This is a genomic window from Enterococcus sp. FZMF, assembly GCF_030263915.1.
In the GTDB taxonomy this organism is placed as follows: domain Bacteria; phylum Bacillota; class Bacilli; order Lactobacillales; family Enterococcaceae; genus Enterococcus_D; species Enterococcus_D casseliflavus.
In genome coordinates, this window is the sequence record NZ_CP127160.1 from 1,868,020 (window position 1) to 1,886,628 (window position 18,609).

At 41.0% G+C, this 18,609-nt stretch carries 18 protein-coding genes; 1 reads left to right on the plus strand and 17 read right to left on the minus strand.

The window, feature by feature from the left end:
- Positions 1-71: 71 nt before the first annotated feature.
- Positions 72-956 carry a LysR family transcriptional regulator gene (locus tag QN079_RS09060; protein ID WP_289229563.1) on the plus strand — a complete coding sequence of 295 codons (885 nt, stop codon included), beginning with the start codon at positions 72-74 and terminating at the stop codon, positions 954-956.
- An 88-nt stretch (positions 957-1,044) separates the two neighbouring features.
- Here QN079_RS09060 and QN079_RS09065 read toward each other — a convergent pair whose 3' ends face one another.
- From QN079_RS09065 to typA, 17 genes are all read right to left on the minus strand, one after another.
- A complete protein-coding gene (locus QN079_RS09065; protein ID WP_270275812.1) occupies positions 1,045-1,458 on the minus strand; it encodes a VOC family protein in 414 nt (137 codons plus the stop codon).
- A 315-nt stretch (positions 1,459-1,773) separates the two neighbouring features.
- Positions 1,774-2,232, minus strand: coding sequence for a DUF3788 family protein (locus QN079_RS09070; RefSeq protein ID WP_270290267.1), 459 nt, complete (start codon positions 2,230-2,232; stop codon positions 1,774-1,776).
- A 48-nt stretch (positions 2,233-2,280) separates the two neighbouring features.
- Positions 2,281-2,745, minus strand: coding sequence for a hypothetical protein (locus tag QN079_RS09075; RefSeq protein WP_015509866.1), 465 nt, complete (start codon positions 2,743-2,745; stop codon positions 2,281-2,283).
- A gap of 58 nt (positions 2,746-2,803) precedes the next feature.
- On the minus strand, positions 2,804-3,106 hold the full coding sequence (locus tag QN079_RS09080) for an antibiotic biosynthesis monooxygenase family protein (protein ID WP_289229564.1): 303 nt from the start codon (positions 3,104-3,106) through the stop codon (positions 2,804-2,806).
- A gap of 167 nt (positions 3,107-3,273) precedes the next feature.
- Positions 3,274-3,525, minus strand: coding sequence for a hypothetical protein (locus tag QN079_RS09085; protein ID WP_289229565.1), 252 nt, complete (start codon positions 3,523-3,525; stop codon positions 3,274-3,276).
- 391 nt (positions 3,526-3,916) lie between these two features.
- A complete protein-coding gene (locus tag QN079_RS09090; RefSeq protein WP_289229566.1) occupies positions 3,917-4,900 on the minus strand; it encodes a serine hydrolase domain-containing protein in 984 nt (327 codons plus the stop codon).
- A gap of 141 nt (positions 4,901-5,041) precedes the next feature.
- Positions 5,042-5,593 (minus strand): CDP-alcohol phosphatidyltransferase family protein, encoded by a 552-nt coding sequence (locus tag QN079_RS09095; RefSeq protein ID WP_195961653.1) that lies wholly within the window; start codon positions 5,591-5,593, stop codon positions 5,042-5,044.
- A 128-nt stretch (positions 5,594-5,721) separates the two neighbouring features.
- Positions 5,722-6,414: a M23 family metallopeptidase gene (locus QN079_RS09100; protein ID WP_289229567.1), complete on the minus strand. Its 693-nt coding sequence runs from the start codon at positions 6,412-6,414 to the stop codon at positions 5,722-5,724.
- A 323-nt stretch (positions 6,415-6,737) separates the two neighbouring features.
- Positions 6,738-8,711, minus strand: coding sequence for an ABC transporter permease (locus QN079_RS09105; protein ID WP_289229568.1), 1,974 nt, complete (start codon positions 8,709-8,711; stop codon positions 6,738-6,740).
- A 3-nt stretch (positions 8,712-8,714) separates the two neighbouring features.
- Complete coding sequence (locus tag QN079_RS09110; protein WP_010749611.1) at positions 8,715-9,473, minus strand: ABC transporter ATP-binding protein; 759 nt, start codon at positions 9,471-9,473, stop codon at positions 8,715-8,717.
- A gap of 93 nt (positions 9,474-9,566) precedes the next feature.
- Entirely contained in the window at positions 9,567-10,550 is a 984-nt protein-coding gene (locus QN079_RS09115) for a sensor histidine kinase (RefSeq protein WP_142974086.1), read from the minus strand.
- Positions 10,543-11,235, minus strand: a complete 693-nt coding sequence (locus tag QN079_RS09120) for a response regulator transcription factor (RefSeq protein ID WP_010749609.1) — start codon at positions 11,233-11,235, stop codon at positions 10,543-10,545. Before QN079_RS09120 ends, QN079_RS09115 begins: the two co-directional genes overlap by 8 nt.
- A gap of 107 nt (positions 11,236-11,342) precedes the next feature.
- On the minus strand, positions 11,343-12,173 hold the full coding sequence (locus QN079_RS09125; RefSeq protein ID WP_289229569.1) for a prenyltransferase: 831 nt from the start codon (positions 12,171-12,173) through the stop codon (positions 11,343-11,345).
- Between the two features lie 336 nt (positions 12,174-12,509).
- Positions 12,510-12,938: a VOC family protein gene (locus QN079_RS09130; protein ID WP_289229570.1), complete on the minus strand. Its 429-nt coding sequence runs from the start codon at positions 12,936-12,938 to the stop codon at positions 12,510-12,512.
- 73 nt (positions 12,939-13,011) lie between these two features.
- Entirely contained in the window at positions 13,012-14,673 is a 1,662-nt protein-coding gene (locus tag QN079_RS09135; protein WP_289229571.1) for a phosphoenolpyruvate carboxykinase (ATP), read from the minus strand.
- Between the two features lie 422 nt (positions 14,674-15,095).
- Entirely contained in the window at positions 15,096-16,463 is a 1,368-nt protein-coding gene (gene rlmD / locus QN079_RS09140) for a 23S rRNA (uracil(1939)-C(5))-methyltransferase RlmD (protein ID WP_289229572.1), read from the minus strand.
- A gap of 240 nt (positions 16,464-16,703) precedes the next feature.
- Positions 16,704-18,542, minus strand: a complete 1,839-nt coding sequence (typA, locus tag QN079_RS09145) for a translational GTPase TypA (RefSeq protein WP_005230064.1) — start codon at positions 18,540-18,542, stop codon at positions 16,704-16,706.
- Positions 18,543-18,609 lie beyond the last annotated feature (67 nt).

Sequence of the window (18,609 nt, forward strand, 5' to 3'; positions counted from 1 at the left end):
CTTTCTATGTAAAATACTAATATCAAATACCTAACTATTCATATATAGCATAGAAAAAGGAGTATAGACCTATGGAATTAAAAAGTTTAACCACCTTTCTAACAGTTGCAGAAAAAGAAACGATTTCAGCTGCCGCAAAACATCTGCATCTCTCGCAACCATCCCTGTCACGACAGTTAATGGAGTTAGAAAAAGAATTAGGTGTCACGCTGTTCACCAGAGGCAATCGCAAAATTACGCTGACGGAAGATGGCCTCTTGTTTCGTAAGCGGGCGGAAGAAATCGTAGAATTGTTAGAAAAGACCCGTTCAGAATTTTTGTCGCCTCGAGATACGATTGCGGGCAACGTGTCGATCGGTGCTGGAGAAACCTACGTGATCCAGATGTTGGGAAAAATCATCAAGGAGATTCAAGTTGAGTACCCTAACGTCAAATTTCATTTATTTAGCGGCAATGCTGACGAGGTCAAAGAACGGTTGGACAAAGGATTGTTGGATTTTGGCGTCGTGATCAGCCCCGTCGACGTCAAAAAATACCATTCCTTGCGCTTACCTGCCAGAGACACCTGGGGCGTCTTGATGCGAAAAGACAGTCCCCTTGCTAGTAACGAAGTCATCACACCAAAGGATCTCTGGGAGGTTCCCTTGATTACTTCACGACAAAGTCTGGTCAGCAGTGAGCTTTCTAAATGGTTGAAAAAAGACATGAACAAATTGACTGTCGTTGCCACGTATAATCTCGTGTACAATGCGTCAAAGTTGGTTGAAGAAGGCGTCGGCTATGCATTGACCCTCGACAAATTAATCAACTTCACCCCTGACAGTCCTTTATGCTTTAGAAAATTGTGTCCCACTCTTGAATCAGATCTTGCAGTCATTTGGAAGAACACCCAAGTTTTTTCAAAAGCCTCTGGACTTTTCTTGGAGCGGATGAAGGAACGCTTTATAGAGGAATGATTTCAAATAAAAAAAGATTTATCTCAAAACAATTATGAGATAAATCTTTCTTTACGTTTTTTTCTGATTCTTTTTGAATGTGAACTCTTTAGACACCGCCATCCTCCAAGCTTAGCAAATTTCCTTCTGGATCGCGGAAATAGGCAATATGAAAAGCTTGGTCCCCTTCCCCCAAAACGGTTTTACTCACTTCAAACACTACACCAGCATTGTTCATTCTCGTATAATCTTCTTCAAAATCCGTGGTGTGAAACGTTGCCGAAAGCGTATCAGATGAAATCCGATTATCCGAAATCGGATAGCCCTCCATTTGATCGATCACGGCATCCACTCGGAACATACCAAAAAAAGGCGCCTCCTCTTTCTTCGATGCAAAGCTTGTATAAGGACCTGACTCATCGCCATAAGTTGGTACCAAACCAACTTTTTCCGTATAAAAATGATAACACTTCTGATAGTCTCCTTTGACTTGAACGCAAGCTGTGATTCGTTGAATAGTCATTTGTCTTTTCTCCTTTTCCAATGTGTCTTCCATCAATTCAAAAGTAATTAAAGCATATTTTACCCATAATAGCATATTTAGCGAGTAAAATTTATTTCATTGTGAATTTTATCCGATAATCTAATCAAAATTAGCGTTGGTTTTCTTAAGAGTTACTTATATTAAAACCCAATCAGAGGAAAGGCGATAAACTTAGAGTCTTCTGATTGACTTTTACTTTTCTTAACCTAAAAAATGGGTAAACTATAACAAAGATTCCTTTTTGATAGATGTAATATAATCAGACTATCCAAGTTAAATAAACATACTCTTACTTTATTTACTTTTTTTGAACACGATCAATTCGGTGATATCTTCAAAGAGTGATGGATTAGCGACATCAAAAATCACAGAAAAAAACTTCATTTTCGTGCCATTAGTTGGCGCCTTATGAATGGTTTCCTTTGTCTCTTCACTGATTGGTAAAGACAATAACTGTGTTCGGACTTTCTCGCTAAAGTGAAAAGAGACTTTGAAGAAGTCCTCCCACATCGAGAGCCAAAAAATTGGTTTCACTTTATTCGTTCCACGAGTCGTTGTCCATTTGTATTCGCCTTTTGACAACCACGCTTTTCCATCTTGGTAATAGCGCCAATCCATAAGAGAGATCCCCTCGTTTTCAAGGGTTTCGATAAAACGTTGATAAATGACATATCCTTCATCCAGAGATTCTGAAATCAGCTGCTCTGTTGGTTTCACGTTTTTGTCTCGAAACAATTGCTTTTTGCCTTCCATCCTTCCACTCAACTCCTTTGCGCTTCGTTTTTTAAGGTTTTCGCTACGTTACAATTTGATTTTGTTGATATCATCTGTGATGACCCAATCATCCATATTTTTTTCACGATTGTACTGAAACGGTGTTATTTCTTCTAATTCAGCGATTTCATAGACCGCTAGATACTTTTTCCCTGCCCATCGATCGACTTGTTTTTTCGATAAATTCAACTCTTTTTCATAGCGTTTTACAAAATCTATAGATTCTTCTTTCGTCATCTTTTCAGATTCAATTACGTTGGCAATGATGCCCCGATGAGTGATGGTCAAATCGCCGCCGGTCTCCACAAAATAAACAAGATCGTTGATTTTGGCTCTTCCTCCTAAAGGTGATTTTCTGCCGGCTGCCCCCCGAATGATCATTGTTTTGTCACCTTGAATCAGTTTCTCAAGCTCTTTGGCTTCCTTATTTAAATAGACCAAATGTTCTGCCCGACCGGCTTTTCCTTGATACCATTCTGCTGTCTTTGTCATAAGAAGTTCCTCTTTTCATATGAATTGTTTTTTGCGCTGTTCATTCCATAGTGGCTAGTTATTGGAACGTTTTTTCAATGGTGTATAGGTGAGAGCTGCAACTGTTTAAATTGATGAATGAATAAAACTTTTGTGCAAAGGCATTAGGCGTGCCGCATCGGGCAAATGTTTCCGCATCTTCTTTCGTTTCGAACTTGGTGATGTCTGCCCAAGTTTCTCCATTTACTAATAATTCAAAAGAAAGGTATCCTCTTTGTTTGGAAATGTATTCTCGGTTTAATTGTTCAACGACACGAACAAATTCCTCTGTTGAAACGCCTTTTTTTAATTTGTACGAATTATGAAAAGCAACCTGTGCCATCGGGGCTTCCTCCTTTTAGATTCCATCAAGTAATAGAGCGTTTAAAAAAAAACTAACAGTTCTCCATTCAACCGTTCAAATGACTTTTTTAACGTCCGTTGTATTTCTACCCTGTCCTTTCTTAACAGTTGCAACAAAAAGTCCGTTCAGCAGGAGAGCATTTGGTACTAAAGCGAGCATTCAAGAACTTCCCCCAATAGTTTGTCGTGGGGAACGATCAAACATTTCTCCATTGCTTTCCAGTAACTTTCATACAACTTTTTTTGAGCTTTGCCATAATTTTCTTCGCTATCAAACTCCCAATAGTGAGCATATTTCACACATTTTATGATTCTCGTCAATGGATCTGGCAGGCGACCTTCCTTGATGGTCCTCATTTCTTTGATGTAATGGGTTCGTTTCATTAATCGAAAGAACAAAGCCCCTCCATGGCCTTCATTGCCTCTGTTGCTTCCTGCATGACTGCTTCAAAAGTCTCAACACTACTGGGTTTCACTTGATAGATACTGATTTCTGAAAACACCCCGACCGCTCCTTTCACTTGTGATTTTCTTCTCAATTATAGTATACCAAGTTTACGTCGTTGATAGTTTGGTCATTTTATTCATTTCTCATTTATCTTCCGTTTATTATTGAATTAGCCTCCTACCTGCGGGATCAAATTGCTAAATTATAATTTCATAAAAGGCTAGCAACCGAGCTTTTTCAGTAGGTCACCTGCCTGCCATAGTCACAAAAAGGATCATTAAGCTTTCGCCTACAAAAAAAGCAATCAACTTTTGACAGCAGACTGCTTTTTCTTAACGCTCATTAGTGCAAAAGGAACGGTTTTAGCTCTTTCTCGATAAAGTCGATGCGATCAAAGACAGTTGGCTTAAAATACGCCGTAATGGCGATAACAGTCTCTGATTCGGGATCAATATAAAGGACATTTCCACTATTGCCGATGGCGGCATAGGTGCTTTTCTCAGCATCCAAGATCCACCATAAATACCCATAACTCATATTTTGAAATTTCTCTATGTTTGTCTCTAGCGGATTGACCATTTCAGTGAGCCATTGTGAAGAAATAACTTGTTGTCCTTGATGGATGCCTTGGTTCAAGCATAGCTCACCGATTTTGTCTAAATCTTTTGCTGAAAGACAAAGCCCGTAACCTGCAGTGCCAATATTTAAAGGATCGCAAAACCAAACCGGTTTTTTTGGTGCCTTGCTCATCGTAAAGTGCTTATGCTCTTGTGCCGTTTCCGCATAATAATTGGTCAGTTCGGCTACACCAAGAGGTCGAAATAAATAATGGTTCGCATAATCAACGGTCGTCATTCCAGAAGCTTTCGCTAACAAACCAGTGAGGATCTGCAGACAAACCGTTTGATAATTGAATTCATTTGTCACTCCTTTTCTTCCTCCCAATAAATCAAGCGAGGCGCTGGTCCAGTCGTCACTCGAACAAACCTTTGTCCATGGATCACCTTTGCATTTATACGGGGCTCGCATCGTTAATAGGTGTCTGATCGTAATATCCTGAATCGTTTTTTCGCCCCGTTTTACTTGATAGTCTGGAAAATAATCGAGTACTTTGTCATTGACACTTCGGATGACACCTTGATCGATCGCTATCCCAACTAGTAGAGAAACGATACTTTTCGTAGCGGACATAAGGTGGCAAGTATCCTCTGGCTTATACTCATGCCATTCATCCGAGTAAACTTCCTTTCCATTTTGGTAGGCAGCAATTTGGCAAATATTAGGCTGGTTTTTGCTGATACATGCATGCAGTTCTTGTCTATTCATTTGTGAAGCCTCCCTTCAAAGATAAGCATAATACCATTAAAAATTGTTTTCAATGTTATTTTTAAAATTGTTTTTGAAGGGTCTTTTAAAAGACTATTAGCGATGAATACGCAAAAAAAGGCCCTCAATGATAGAGGCGCTTTACTTAAAACTTTCGAATATCGATTTTTGATTTCTATCCAGATTTTTTGAGAGGATCGTTATCAGCAATTCTTCTAATGCGGAAACAGTGGCGATGGTCCCCAAAATCAAGACAACAATTTTTGCAGGACTCACCATGAGCAGCAATGGGAAACTACCTAAAAGAAAACCGACTGCTTTGTTGAGCCATGTATGCAGACTACTAAAAGACCGATATTTTACATAGCCAATCAGATAACTGACAAAACGAATCATAGCAATCACTAGTAGCCAGACCCAAAGTGTATGAGCCGCCAACAGCTGTGGTAGAAAAGAAAGAAAAACAGCGAGAAAAAAGCTTACATCTGCGAAACTGTCTAGTAAGGCACCCACCTCACTCGTAAGATTCATCCTTCTTGCAAGCAGCCCATCGACGAGGTCGCTTAAAAAACAATAGGAATAGAGCAGCCAAAACCAGCCAGACATTGGCTGAAGGAATAGTAAAAGTGGTGCGAGAATCAGTCGAGATGTGGTAAGGATATTGGGTAAATGATTCATTTGTTCTCCTTGCATTTCATTTTCTTCACAAATTTTGAAAGCCTAAGATTATTTCACGTACTTAAAAGTAGTCCAAAGACTTTTAAACGTTCTTTCAGTTGAGCATCCTGCAAGCCCTGATGTGAATGTTTCAAATCTGGTCCTTAGTATTCCTTCAACAATCGTATCCGATCCGTACTTCCTGATATCCGATTCTGCACCTTTGTCCATCCCCCTGCTTGGTACACTTCATATTCTTCAAAGCGGCAAGGAAGACCTTTTGCATGGGCGATATCACTTGTGTCCATCACTTGAAAATGCAGATGCGGCGAAGTCGAATTTCCTGAATGGCCAACGTTTCCGATCACCATCCCTTTGGTGATGTTTTGTCCTACGGAAACAGTGACAGATCCTTTTTGCAGATGGACAAATGCCATATAAACGCCCTCAGAAGCTTTTATCACAATGTAGTTGCCAGCTATTTGTTGATAATCATCTTTGTGTTCATTAAAAAACAAACCATTTTTTACAGCAATCGAAAAGTCTCTGATCCAGTGAACGATTTTCCGTTCCCGATAGCCATCTCTTGCAACAATTACTTCGCCATCACAAGGTGCATAGATTTTTTCGCCCCAACAATAACAGCTCTCCAGCGGGACCCCTAAGAAGAAATAGCGCAAAAAGCTTCGATCATGAAAAGCTTTGGTTTTCCCCTCAAAATTAACTTGTAAAAAATCAAAGGCATAACGCAACCCCATTCGATCGGTACCATGGCTAGGAATCTTCTCGGCTGGTCTAGTCGGCGCAAGCCACTCACCTCTTAAGGGGAATCCAATGGTTATCGGCTGCTCTTTCATAGGGCTTTCTCCTTTTTGGATCACATGATCACTTTTATTTTGAAATGACTATCAATCGCGCGGCACTCTATACCCGTGCTTTACTCCTTTTCACTATAGGTCACCTAAGGCTTTTTTTCAACTCTAAAAAAGTGGGCTAACGGGCGTGCCTATCAAAAAAACACCTCAATCATGTAGTGTTTACTAAATGTTAGACCAAAAATCCTAACTTTTGAGCGTCGCTTCATGGATGAGGTGTTCTTACATTTTATTTTTTTGTAGCTCTTGGCGGTGACGACTAATCCATCTAGTTATCGTCTGACAAAATAGCATTTGTCCCCCCGCTACTGTTTGCGCTCCACCAATCGATAGTAGACTCTTGCGGTGATGAAATACACCAGTAGATAAATCATTGTAAACAATAGGACAGAAATAATCGTTACCGTGATCAATAAGTTACGATCCGTCAGACCAAAAAGAATCAGTAATTTTCGAATCATTGGTAAAGCAAACGCCAAATGGATGATCGCTGCCACCAAAGGAAATGAGAAGATCATCAAAACTTGCTGCTGGATCACTTGCTTGACTTCCTTATGGCTTAACCCAACTTTTTGCAAGATCTCGAAACGTTCTTTATCCTCCATCCCTTCGGAAACTTGTTTATAATAAATGATCAATGCAGCAGCTAAAATAAAGATCACACCAAAAATCAAGCCTAAGAAGAAGAAGCCGCCGGTAAAGGTTTTTGTCTCAACTTCAAAAAGATCTTTTGATTCAACGCTCGCCTGAGCATCTGCTGCCAGAAGTTCGCTGCGAATCTCTTTTGCGATGGCTTCGCGATCGCTTGCTTCTTCTGTTTGAAAATTAAAGACTGTTGTTGTCACTGGTTGCTGGTAAAGTTGAAACTCTTCGTTTTGATACCAAGAGCTTAGCTTTTCGGCAAGCCACTGATCATCCGCCACGAGAACAAGATGCTGAACGGGGTTTTCTACTTTCGTGAATGTTGGCAGTTCTTTCAATTCCCGCAAGCGAAATTGACGATCATCGATCGTCGTCTTTTCTGGTAATGCTTGATGCGTCCAGGTGGTGGGAAAAACGAATAGTTCGTCGTCAGCGGGTCCTGTTTTCCCGGTGATTTCATGGTATTCAGAACTGGTAAGAAAAATAAGATACACGGCTTTATCTATACTACCGCTATTTTCTTCAAAAGTGGTTGAGGGAACAAAATTTGGTTCCTCAAAGGTAAAAAGCAACGGTCTTGTTGTAGTGACTTGTTGGCGCTCTTTGATCGTTAGCTTATCTTCAAGTCCATCAATTGCTGTGTTGATTTGCAGGGAATCAGCCGCTGACTCAATTTGAACATCGTAAGGAAAACGGGTTTCGATCACATTCTTTTGTCCAAAATAAAGACTGGCGGTCGTAGCAACGGTCACTAACACCATCGTTGATAAAATACAAATACTTGCTAAACCAGCCGCATTTTGCTTCATCCGATACAACATGGTAGAGACATTGATAAAATGGGTCGTTTGATAATAATAGGTCGTTCGTTTTCTTAAAAACTGCAAAGCTTTGATACTGCCCGCAATAAACAACAAATAGGTAGCCAAGATTACGAGGACGACGGCGACAAAGAACAGGCCTAATGCACTGATGGGCGACTTGATCGTCACAGAGATCGTATAGCCTGCCACTAAGCATAGGACACCTAATACTGCCAAAATACCTTTTGCTCGTGGTTCTTTTTCATTTCGCTTGCTTCCCTGCAGTAATTGAAGTGGATTGGTTTTGCGGACTTGCAGTATGTCAAATAAAAATAAACAACCAAAGACGAACATAAAATACAGGATCACCAAGCCAATGCTCTCAAATGACAGTTTGAAGACAAAGAACTCGCCTACGGCTAAGATTTTCTTCAGTATCAAAAATCCTAATCGTGCAAACAATAAGCCACTGATCAGTCCGGCGGCAAGGCTAATGAGAAAACTGTAAAAGAGTTCCCAAAAGACCACGAAGGCTATCTCACGTTTTCCTAGTCCTAAAACATTGTAGAGACCAAATTCTTTTTTTCGCTGCTTGATCAAAAAGTTATTGGTGTAAAAGGAAAAGATCGCCGCAAAAATCATGAGGATGATATTTCCTAAACGAAACATGAAGATGGCGCTTTGACTACTAGGAAGTTCCTTCATTCCTGGATTGTTCACGATGATTTGCGTCATCATCAAAACAGCCACCAAGAAACTCATAGATAATAAAAAGGGTGTGTAAGCTTTGGCATTTTTACGCAAATTGGAGAAGGCGATTTTTTGAAAGAACATTGGTTACTCCTCCTTTGCAAAGACAGCAGTCATTGTTTCGGCTATTGCTTCTAGAAAAGCGGTATTGCTGCGATCCCCTCGATACAGCTGGTGAAACACATACCCGTCTTTGATAAACAAGACGCGTTGTGCGCGACTGGCTGCGATCGAACTGTGAGTGACCATCACGATCGTCTGTCCATTTTGATTGATCTGTTGAAATAATGTCAGTAATTGATCAGAGGTTTTCGAATCCAGCGCTCCGGTTGGCTCATCTGCTAATAGCAGTTCCGGTTTTGTGATGATTGCTCGTGCGACAGCAACTCGTTGTTTTTGTCCGCCAGACAATTCATACGGATAGTGCTGCAATAAATCGGCGATCCCTAAAGTTTGTACGATAGGCTGAAGCTGCTTTTCCATTTGTTTGACGGAAACTTTTGATAAAACTAATGGCAATAAAATATTGTCTTTTACCGAAAAGGTGTCCAATAAATTAAAGTCTTGAAAAACAAAGCCTAAGTGATCCCGTCGAAAACTCGCTGCGTCTTTTTCTTTGATCGTGGTCAGATCGATGCCATTCAGCTGCATTTCACCCGCTGTTGGTTGGTCTAACGTCGCCATCAAGTTCAGCAACGTACTCTTTCCCGAACCTGATTCCCCCATGATAGCGACATATTCCCCTTCTTCTACCATAAAGGTAATATTTTTCAACGCTTCAACGGGTTGTCCGTTCAGCTGGCTTTGATAGATTTTTTTTACTTGTTGAATGTTTAAAAGTGTCATCTTGTTCCCTCCTTCCTTTTTAGAATAAGCTGACTGGCAGAAAAAAGCGACTTACAATAAAAACCGCAAACTTACAGTGTTGAAAGTTTGCGGCTATCCGTTATTTGTGGTGGGAAAATGAAGTGTGACGATGGTTCCCTGTCCTACTTCAGAATCAATCGCTAAACGGCAGCCGATTTTTTCAGCCGCTTGTTGACTCATATATAAGCCTAGGCCGCTCGCTCGTTGCTGAAAGCGACCATTTTGTCCCGTATATCCTTTCTCAAACACCCTTGGTAAGTCTTCCTTACGAATACCAATGCCGCTATCTTGAATCACTAAGGCATTGTCTTTAGTGAAAACGTTGATGCCACCAGTTTCGGTATACTTCAAGCTGTTGAAAAGAACCTGTTCAAAAATAAAAACGAGCCACTTTCGATCGGATGTCACCGTCAAATCCACCGCCATGTCCAGTTGCAGATTCTTTTTCGAGAAAAACAAGGCATACTTTTTGATCGTTTGACGAACGAGGGGCGCTAAAGCAATCGACTCAAAGACAAAATCTTCATTCGCTAAATTTTGTCGTAAATAATTCAACATCATTTGCAAGTAATCATTCACCTTAAATAATTCCGCTTTGACCTCCGTCGGTGACAACGAATCGCTTTGGACCAAAAGATCTAGCGCAGCTAGAGGCGTTTTGATTTGATGAAGCCATAGGCCGAAATCTTCATAAATTTCTTCATTTTTTAACGCTGCCTTGTAATCAGAAGTGGTTTTTTCTCTTGCCAATTGTTTAAGAAGGGCTTGGTATTCGTCTTCTAAACGATTTCGAGTGGCAGGTAAGAACGCCAACGCCGCTTCCGTCATACGTTCTTTTCTTAATAAATGCTGCAGCTGCTTTCTTTTTTGTGCGTAACGAAAATAATGAAAAAGGGAAAGTCCCCCTAAGATCACCCCTGAAAAGACCACATAGTCAATGAAGGGCTCCAACGAAAGGCTGTGGAGAAAGAATAGCCCAAATAGGCCCGCACTAAACAGCAGGTAAACGAGATAAAACTTTCCATAAAGGACGAAATATTCTTTCACGTTAGTCATAGGCGTGTTCCTTTTCTATCAAATACCCTTTATTCTTTACCGTCTGGATCAAATCGGATAGTTCGATCTGGCTTAATTTTTTTCGCAAGCGGGTCATATTGACCGCTAATGTGTTATTATCGATGAATTCTTCACTATTCCAGAGCATTTCAATGATGGTCTCTTTGGCTACGATCTTCCCTCGATGCTGCAAAAGCAAGGAAAGAATCCGAGCTTCATTTGGAGACAGTGGCAACTGTTCCCCCTGTTTTTTTAATACATTTTCTGTGGGATAAAAGGTTACTTGCCCTATCTCAAAGGTCAGCGCTTGTTGGTGGCTATACTGATAGCTCCGCCGCAGCAATGCTTGGATTTTTGCCAAAACGAAGGCTAAATCAAAGGGTTTTGTTAAATAATCATCTGCTCCCATGTTCATCGCCATGATCTGATTCATCTGTTGATCCATCGACGAAAGGAAAATGATCGGCACTTCTGACTTCTTGCGAATTTCTTGGCACCAATGATACCCGTTGTAATAAGGCAGCGAAATATCTAAAAGAACGAGATCCGGTTTGATCTCATGAAACTCTTGCAAGATGCTAGCAAAATTCTTCGCGGAAACACATTCGTACCCCCATTGCTGTAAATATTCTGCTAGAACAGAGACGATCGTTGCATCATCTTCAACAAGATATATTTTTTGCATGTCTTTCTCCTCTCTGTTGATTAATCACTTGCTTCTTTACAGACAGTGTACCAGAAAAGAAAAAGAATCGTCTAGATGGGGGGAACCTTTCAAAGGGCTGTTTTTCCTCAATCCTCTGCCAATCGAGCAAGAATTTCTTGGTAACGCTGTGTGGCAAAGGGACTGATATGCCCTTTTTGGCAAAAATTCAGTTTCCCCAGTTTGGGTACGACCCGTTCTACGATGACATTGCCATTTTGAACTTTCGATTCAAACTGCTGCAAAGCCTCCAAAAATCGTGCGTCTTTTCTGGCAGAAGGATAAAAAGACAAGACATACAGATAATAAAAAAGATTGTATCCTCTAAAGGGGTATTCTGTCTGCATAAATAATGTACCCATCCCATACTGACAGGGACTGATTGGCTGACGGAGCTCCCAATGAGCAAGCAAAAATTCGCTTGCTTGCTTAAGCGTTTCCATTTTTTCACGATCATGAGTATAGCGAAAAGCATCAAGGACCGTTAACGTCGTCATTGGCGTGGAAAAGTGGGTCTCAGGGCCGCGACCAAAACTATACTTATTGCACTTCCAGCCGCCATCTGCTTCCTGAGTAGCAAGAAAATAGTGAAAGGTCTGTTGCAGCCGCTGGTCCCTTGCGTAACCAAGAGCACACAGCGTTCGCAAAGCCAACGCTGTATGACATGGATAGATCCCCCCTGACGGAGAAATTTTAAATCTGCCGTCTTCTCTCCATCCTTGAAAGATTAATGCGGCTGTCTCTTTTAATAAGTTCTCCTCACGTGACATGCCAAGTTCAAGTAAATAAAGAGGACTTTCTAAGGTCGCAAAGGGTGCTCCTTTTAGTAATTTATGGTCTGGCGTCGACCATAAATCGGCGCCATGATCATATTGATGGGAAATGATTGCTTCGATGTCTTGCTGAACCCTCTGATCCATATTGATCTTCCTCCATCTCTTAAGTGTCGTGCAATCAACCCAATAATCCTCATTGACCCACGGTGCAATCGCTTCTAGAATGATAAACATTCGAACGTTTTTTTAAACATGTGTTAGGTTTTTGTTTTTGAATTATCCAAATGAATTTTAGAAAACAAATAGTTTTTTCTAGACGGACCTACTTTTAAAAAAGAGTGTTCTAGTTATACTGATGACAGGTTTAAAAAAAGTTTGTCTCTGAAATCGCATGGTTATACGAACCCCACAATGAAAGATCACCTGAATAGAAACACGCTCACGCAACAAGTTCATGCCACGCTCTTTTAGTTTAAGGAATCAGGCATAATGAAATAGTTCAAAACGAATGCCTTCTGGGCTTTCAAAGAATAAGGCATAGTAATTAGGGGCGATGCGCTCTTTGTACTCCATTGGTCGATCGTGAAGGATCTTTACCCCTAAAGCTTTTATTTTGGGAAAGATCGCATCTACGACTTCGCGGCTTTCCGCTTTAAATGCTATATGCTGAACAGAGCCAGGTTTTCTTGAATCGATTTTCTCGTTCTTCCATTCTTTTCGTGGGGAACAAATGCCGAAATCAAATGAATCGCCTATATATTCTACTACTTCCATATCGACATGTTCTAAATACCCAGAATATTTCTTCTGGAGGTCAAAACCTAATAGTGCAAATAATTGATCATAAAAGCCTTCTGCTTTTTTTACATCATTGACTGTAATTTGGATATGGTGAAACTGAATGTTCATATTCGCTCCTTTCTGGCAAACAAAATAAGTGTTTCAGGAAAAAAGCCGCTTGCGGAAGTTTGATTCAACTAAATTAGCTAGGAAGCTCACTTAATGTAGAAATCACCTTTTCCATTGCCGTTGCTACTTCTTTAGGCAACTTATTATAGCCATCGTTTTCTGTCTCTTGAGCCAAAATAAAGTCCAGCCGTCCTTGCATCCGCTCTCTTAAATGAGCAACATAGGAGGCATCTTGAAAATCGACTTTAAAGCCTGTTACTGGCAGGAAACTCATTTCGGTGATCCCGCCGAAATTTTTAAATTTAGCCTCACCTTCCACAATTTTTTCAATCGATGTCAGCGTGACTTCAGGCGTGACTTTCTTGTCTTTGTAAAAGCCTGTATTTAAAATGTAACAAGCCGTTTGGTTTTCTTTAAACAAGTGCATGAAATGGGCAAAATCTTCCCCTAAAGGATAGACTCTAAATGGATTGGCATAAGGTTCGATGACCAGTTTATCTATATCCGTGGTCTCGACAATATGTTCAGCTGTCGTGCGCTTCGTAGCTAAGGTCAACCCAAAAACAGCGGCTAAAATCGGATCGTCAATTTTTACTACAGGAGGCAGCGTGTCATCTTTCATGATCCAAAATACTGCATCGATCGGCGAATCTAAATGGTCCACCCGATTAGGTGTGACATATCGTGATTTGACAGTTCGACCATTCCCATTACGAATATCTTGGGTCACGAGGACCTTTTTTCCTTTCTCGTCTAAAGTAACCCCAACATTTTGACAGGTGATAAAGTAGCGGACATTTGGGTTAGTTAATGGATAGTCTTGCGTTTTATCAAAATAAGAAGGTTCCAGAGCAGTGGAGGCACCATTTGTTTGATTAATCACAAATGCATCGTCATGCAGAACCTTGATCTCATATTTGCCACCATGTTCTGCCAATGTGATGGTCGATTTTCCTGATCCTGAAAGACCAAAAGCAGCCATCGTAAATGTTCGATTCGGTAACTGATACTGCTTCATTCCCCCATGACACGCCACAAAGTCATGGCGATGCGCGGTAGCCCAAGCCAAAGTTAATGTCGCTTTTTTCAATTCACCAAAATAGTTTAAACCTAAGACTGCCGCAACATTGTGTTCAGGATCAAAAAGAGACAGTCCATAAGGAAAATCAGGATGAGACCAATCTGGATCAGCGTACAAAAAAATGTCCGTCTCTGGATATTCTTTGGAACGTTGGTACCTTTCTTCCCATGATTTCGTCATCAATTGAAAATTCAACAAATAAGAGTAAAAGTTGGTTTCATAGTGCTCTGGTATCAACAGGTGAGCTTTGACCATAAACGCTTCATCTAATCCTACAACAACTTCACCACCATAAAATTGCTTGCGGGTTCCTTGGTATAAGGCATCTCGCAAAATGTCTTCATATAATTCTCGCTGGATTCCAGGATGCCCGATGATGCGTCGAGCTGCCGCTGTCCGTCCAACCACTTTTCCGTCATTAAACACGATGACTTTTGCATCCTTTGGTAGTCCTAACTCCTTGGTGTGTGTTACCGGCATATCCGTAAGAATAGCGCCAGAAGATTCTTTTGCTAAGTGATAGGCAGTGGCTAGATCATGAATCCAAGTGACATTGTTCCCATAAAAAGCTGACTCTATCAACACTTTAAAGCTCGACAAATGCGTATTTTGCGGTGTAATCTCTTTGTGTGAAAATGCACGAATCGTTGCCATGTACAATCCCTCCTAACAAAATTTTCTATTCACTACGTTTATTATAATACTTTCTAATCACGCCATGCCATATTTTTATACACATTAACTATAAATTGCTGACAAACCATTTTGTTAAAGGATTTGGCTGTCTGCATATTTGTAGCTTCCCTGCTTTTTGCATTGATTTTCTCCCCGCTCATCATTAGTGAGAAAGAACAAAAAAACTGGAACAAAAAAGAGTGTCTTTCTGTTCCAGTTTCTGGTTTTATATTTCATCCATTCCAAACGTTACAATCGAAGTAATTAGATAGACAGATGGGTTATAGTTGCTTATTTCTCAATTGACTCGCCTTCTCTAGTAACTTTGTTATCGTAAGACTTTATGACAATTACCATAAAAAGAACTCACGGTCAAAATCACTGAAAAGAACTCGTTTTTCTTAACGACGTTCTAACAACACGACACACTCCACATGGGTCGTTTGTGGGAACAAATCAACAGGTTGGACTTCTTTTGTCACATACCCTTCTTCTTCAAACAACGCGAGGTCACGAGCCAAGGTTGCTGGATTGCAGGAAATGTAAACGATGCGCTCTGGTTTAACTGCAGCGGTCGTTTCAATAAAGCTGGCATCTAAACCTTTGCGAGGTGGATCAACGAAGACGACCGTCGGTTGAATGCCTTCACGTAGCCATTGCGGCATGATCTTTTCGGCTTTACCGATAAAGTAATGCACGTTTTCGACACCATTTCTTTTGGCATTGGCTTTGGCATCGTTCACTGCTTCAGGAATGACTTCCATCCCTAACACTTCTTTCACGCGATCAGCCAAACTGATTCCGATCGTTCCGATTCCTGCATAGGCATCCACAACGATATCATTTTCAGACAGTTGTGCCATCTCGAAGGCGGTTTGGTACAAGACTTCTGTTTGCGCTGTGTTGACTTGGTAGAAAGATTTCGCTGAGATTTGGAAGGTTTTGCCTAATAATTGATCATCGATCGATGACTTGCCATACAAGACACGCTCGAACTCGCCCATGATCACATTGGTTTTTTCTTCATTGATGTTTTGAATGACAGAAACAACTTCTGGAATCTCTTCGTGGATCACTTCCGCGATCTCTTCTCCCTTGAAGAATTTCGGTTTACGTGTCACTAATACGACCATCATTTCACCTGAGTGATGCCCACGACGAACGACAATGTGGCGTAAGAACCCTTCATGGGCTTCTTCATTGTAGGCTTTGACATTGAAGCGCTGCAAAATATCTCTGACTTTGATGATTGCTTGATCGATGTTTGGATCTTGAATATAAAAGTCTTCGATCGGTACCAGAGTATGGCTGTTTTTGTGGTAAAATCCAGTCGTTAATTTTCCATGAATCTTTTGCACAGGGATTTGCGCTTTGTTGCGGTAACCAAATGGTTTTTCCATTCCGATTGGTGCCTTGACCTTGATTTCAGGCAGTTTGGCGATTTTAGCCAAAACATTCTCTACTTGCTGCTGTTTGAAGGCTAATTGTTTGTCATAGCTCAAATGACCCAATGGGGCGATCCCGGTGCGCAACAATGCTTCATTCGGTAATTCTTGCCGATCAGGACTTGCTTGCAACAGCTTCATCACTTTGGCAAAACCAAATTTGTTGCCGACTTTCAACACTTTGACTAAGGCACGTTCATTTGGCAGGGTGTTTTCAATAAATAATAAGTACCCATCGACTTTGGCGATCCCATTTCCTTCATGGGAAAGGTCCAAAATATCGACTTCAAGTTCCTGATTCTTTTTAACAGGATAATTTTTCATAGATTTCTCCTTTGTGCTTGCTTTCTCCATTTTAAGAAGGAATGGTCGAAATTGCAAGCGCTGCTTATTTTAACGGTTCAACAGATCGGGTAGACGTGCAAAAAAGAACCGAAGGAGGGAAATCGGCTGATTGCTTTTCTAGGGGGTGCGGCGAAGAGCCGCTGCACCACAGGAGCAATCCCTTTTCCATCCTTCGGAAAATCGAACAGATCAGAAGTTGGTAAAAACCTCGATCATTGTTTATTTGTCAGCTGTTTTTTTCTTTTTCTGTGATTTTTCCCGTTCGCTCTTGTTTAAGATTTGTTTTCTCAAACGAATGCTTTCTGGTGTTACTTCACAGTATTCGTCATCGTTCAAGAACTCCAATGATTCTTCTAGTGAAAGGATTCTTGGTTTCTTGATGACAGATGTTTGGTCTTTCGTCGCTGAACGGACGTTGGTCATTTGTTTTGCCTTCGTAATATTGACCGTTAAGTCATTGTCACGAGAGTTTTCGCCGACGATCATTCCTTCATATACTTCAGTACCTGGTTCAACGAAGACCGTTCCACGTTCTTCAATACTCATGATTGAGTAAGTCGTTGCTTTTCCTGTATCGATCGATACAAGTGCGCCGTGGTGGCGTCCGCCGATTTGCCCTTGAATCATTGGCAAGTATTGGTCGAAGGTGTGGTGCATGATACCGTAGCCGCGAGTCATTGATAGGAATTCTGTCGTATAGCCGATCAAGCCACGAGCTGGTGCTAAGAAAATGATCCGTACTTGTCCATTTCCTGTATTGATCATATCTTGCATTTCTGCTTTACGAATCCCTAGTGATTCAATCACTGAACCCATGTATTCTTCTGGTGTGTCGATTTGCACTCGTTCAAATGGTTCGCATTTCACGCCATCGATTTCGCGTTCGATAACTTCTGGACGAGAAACTTGCAATTCAAAGCCTTCACGACGCATGTTTTCGATCAAGATCGACAAATGAAGTTCGCCACGTCCTGAAACAGTCCAAGAATCTGGTCCGATTGGTTCAACACGTAGAGACACGTCTGTTTGTAGTTGCGCCATCAAGCGTTCTTCAATTTTACGAGCGGTTACGAATTTCCCTTCACGACCTGCAAATGGTGAGTTGTTCACGACAAAGGTCATTTGTAACGTTGGCTCATCAATGTGTAAAACAGGCAATGAATCTTGGTGATCGATCGGTGTGACTGTTTCACCAACGAAGATGTCTTCCATCCCAGAAACAGCGATCAAATCGCCAGCTTTCGCTTCTTGGATCTCTAATCGTTTCAAACCGAAGAAACCGAATAATTTTGTGACACGGAATTTCTTCACTTGGCCATCAAGTTTCATCAAAGCAACTTGGTCACCAACTTTGATCGTTCCACGGAAGACACGTCCGATTCCGATACGTCCAACGTAGTCATTGTAATCAAGTAAAGATACTTGGAATTGCAATGGCTCATCGCTGTTGTCGATTGGCGCTGGAATGTGTTTTACGATCGTATCAAACAATGGTGCCATCGTTTTTTGTTGATCGGCAGGATCATCTGATTCACTTGAGGTTCCGTTGATCGCTGAAGCGTAGATCACTGGGAAGTCCAATTGGTCATCGTCTGCACCTAATTCGATAAATAGTTCTAATACTTCATCTACCACGTGCTCAGGACGAGCAGATGGTTTGTCGATTTTGTTAACAACAACGATTGGGACTAAATGTTGTTCCAACGCTTTTTTCAATACGAAACGTGTTTGAGGCATCGTTCCTTCATAAGCATCAACAACTAAAACAACACCATCGACCATTTTCATGATCCGCTCTACTTCACCACCGAAGTCCGCGTGTCCTGGGGTATCCATGATATTGATTTTGGTTCCGTTGTATTCAACCGCTGTATTTTTCGCTAAGATCGTGATACCACGTTCTTTTTCGATCGCATTTGAATCCATCGCCCGTTCTTGTAATTGGGTATGGCTATCTAACGTTTGGGATTGTTTCAATAATTCATCAACTAATGTAGTTTTTCCGTGGTCAACGTGGGCAATAATAGCGACGTTGCGGATATCATTTCTAATATTCAATTTATAAACTCCTTTTTTGGTGACATTGCACTCGACAAGCCATTATACCAGAATTTCTTTCTGAAAT

Bases quoted from the DNA above. Each gene is read 5' to 3' on its own strand.
- QN079_RS09060 (WP_289229563.1), top strand. From the start codon at position 72: ATGGAATTAAAAAGTTTAACCACCTTTCTAACAGTTGCAGAAAAAGAA.
- QN079_RS09065 (WP_270275812.1), bottom strand. From the start codon at position 1,458: ATGACTATTCAACGAATCACAGCTTGCGTTCAAGTCAAAGGAGACTAT.
- QN079_RS09070 (WP_270290267.1), bottom strand. From the start codon at position 2,232: ATGGAAGGCAAAAAGCAATTGTTTCGAGACAAAAACGTGAAACCAACA.
- QN079_RS09075 (WP_015509866.1), bottom strand. From the start codon at position 2,745: ATGACAAAGACAGCAGAATGGTATCAAGGAAAAGCCGGTCGGGCAGAA.
- QN079_RS09080 (WP_289229564.1), bottom strand. From the start codon at position 3,106: ATGGCACAGGTTGCTTTTCATAATTCGTACAAATTAAAAAAAGGCGTT.
- QN079_RS09090 (WP_289229566.1), bottom strand. From the start codon at position 4,900: ATGAATAGACAAGAACTGCATGCATGTATCAGCAAAAACCAGCCTAAT.
- QN079_RS09095 (WP_195961653.1), bottom strand. From the start codon at position 5,593: ATGCAAGGAGAACAAATGAATCATTTACCCAATATCCTTACCACATCT.
- QN079_RS09100 (WP_289229567.1), bottom strand. From the start codon at position 6,414: ATGAAAGAGCAGCCGATAACCATTGGATTCCCCTTAAGAGGTGAGTGG.
- QN079_RS09105 (WP_289229568.1), bottom strand. From the start codon at position 8,711: ATGTTCTTTCAAAAAATCGCCTTCTCCAATTTGCGTAAAAATGCCAAA.
- QN079_RS09110 (WP_010749611.1), bottom strand. From the start codon at position 9,473: ATGACACTTTTAAACATTCAACAAGTAAAAAAAATCTATCAAAGCCAG.
- QN079_RS09115 (WP_142974086.1), bottom strand. From the start codon at position 10,550: ATGACTAACGTGAAAGAATATTTCGTCCTTTATGGAAAGTTTTATCTC.
- QN079_RS09120 (WP_010749609.1), bottom strand. From the start codon at position 11,235: ATGCAAAAAATATATCTTGTTGAAGATGATGCAACGATCGTCTCTGTT.
- QN079_RS09125 (WP_289229569.1), bottom strand. From the start codon at position 12,173: ATGGATCAGAGGGTTCAGCAAGACATCGAAGCAATCATTTCCCATCAA.
- QN079_RS09130 (WP_289229570.1), bottom strand. From the start codon at position 12,938: ATGAACATTCAGTTTCACCATATCCAAATTACAGTCAATGATGTAAAA.
- QN079_RS09135 (WP_289229571.1), bottom strand. From the start codon at position 14,673: ATGGCAACGATTCGTGCATTTTCACACAAAGAGATTACACCGCAAAAT.
- rlmD (WP_289229572.1), bottom strand. From the start codon at position 16,463: ATGAAAAATTATCCTGTTAAAAAGAATCAGGAACTTGAAGTCGATATT.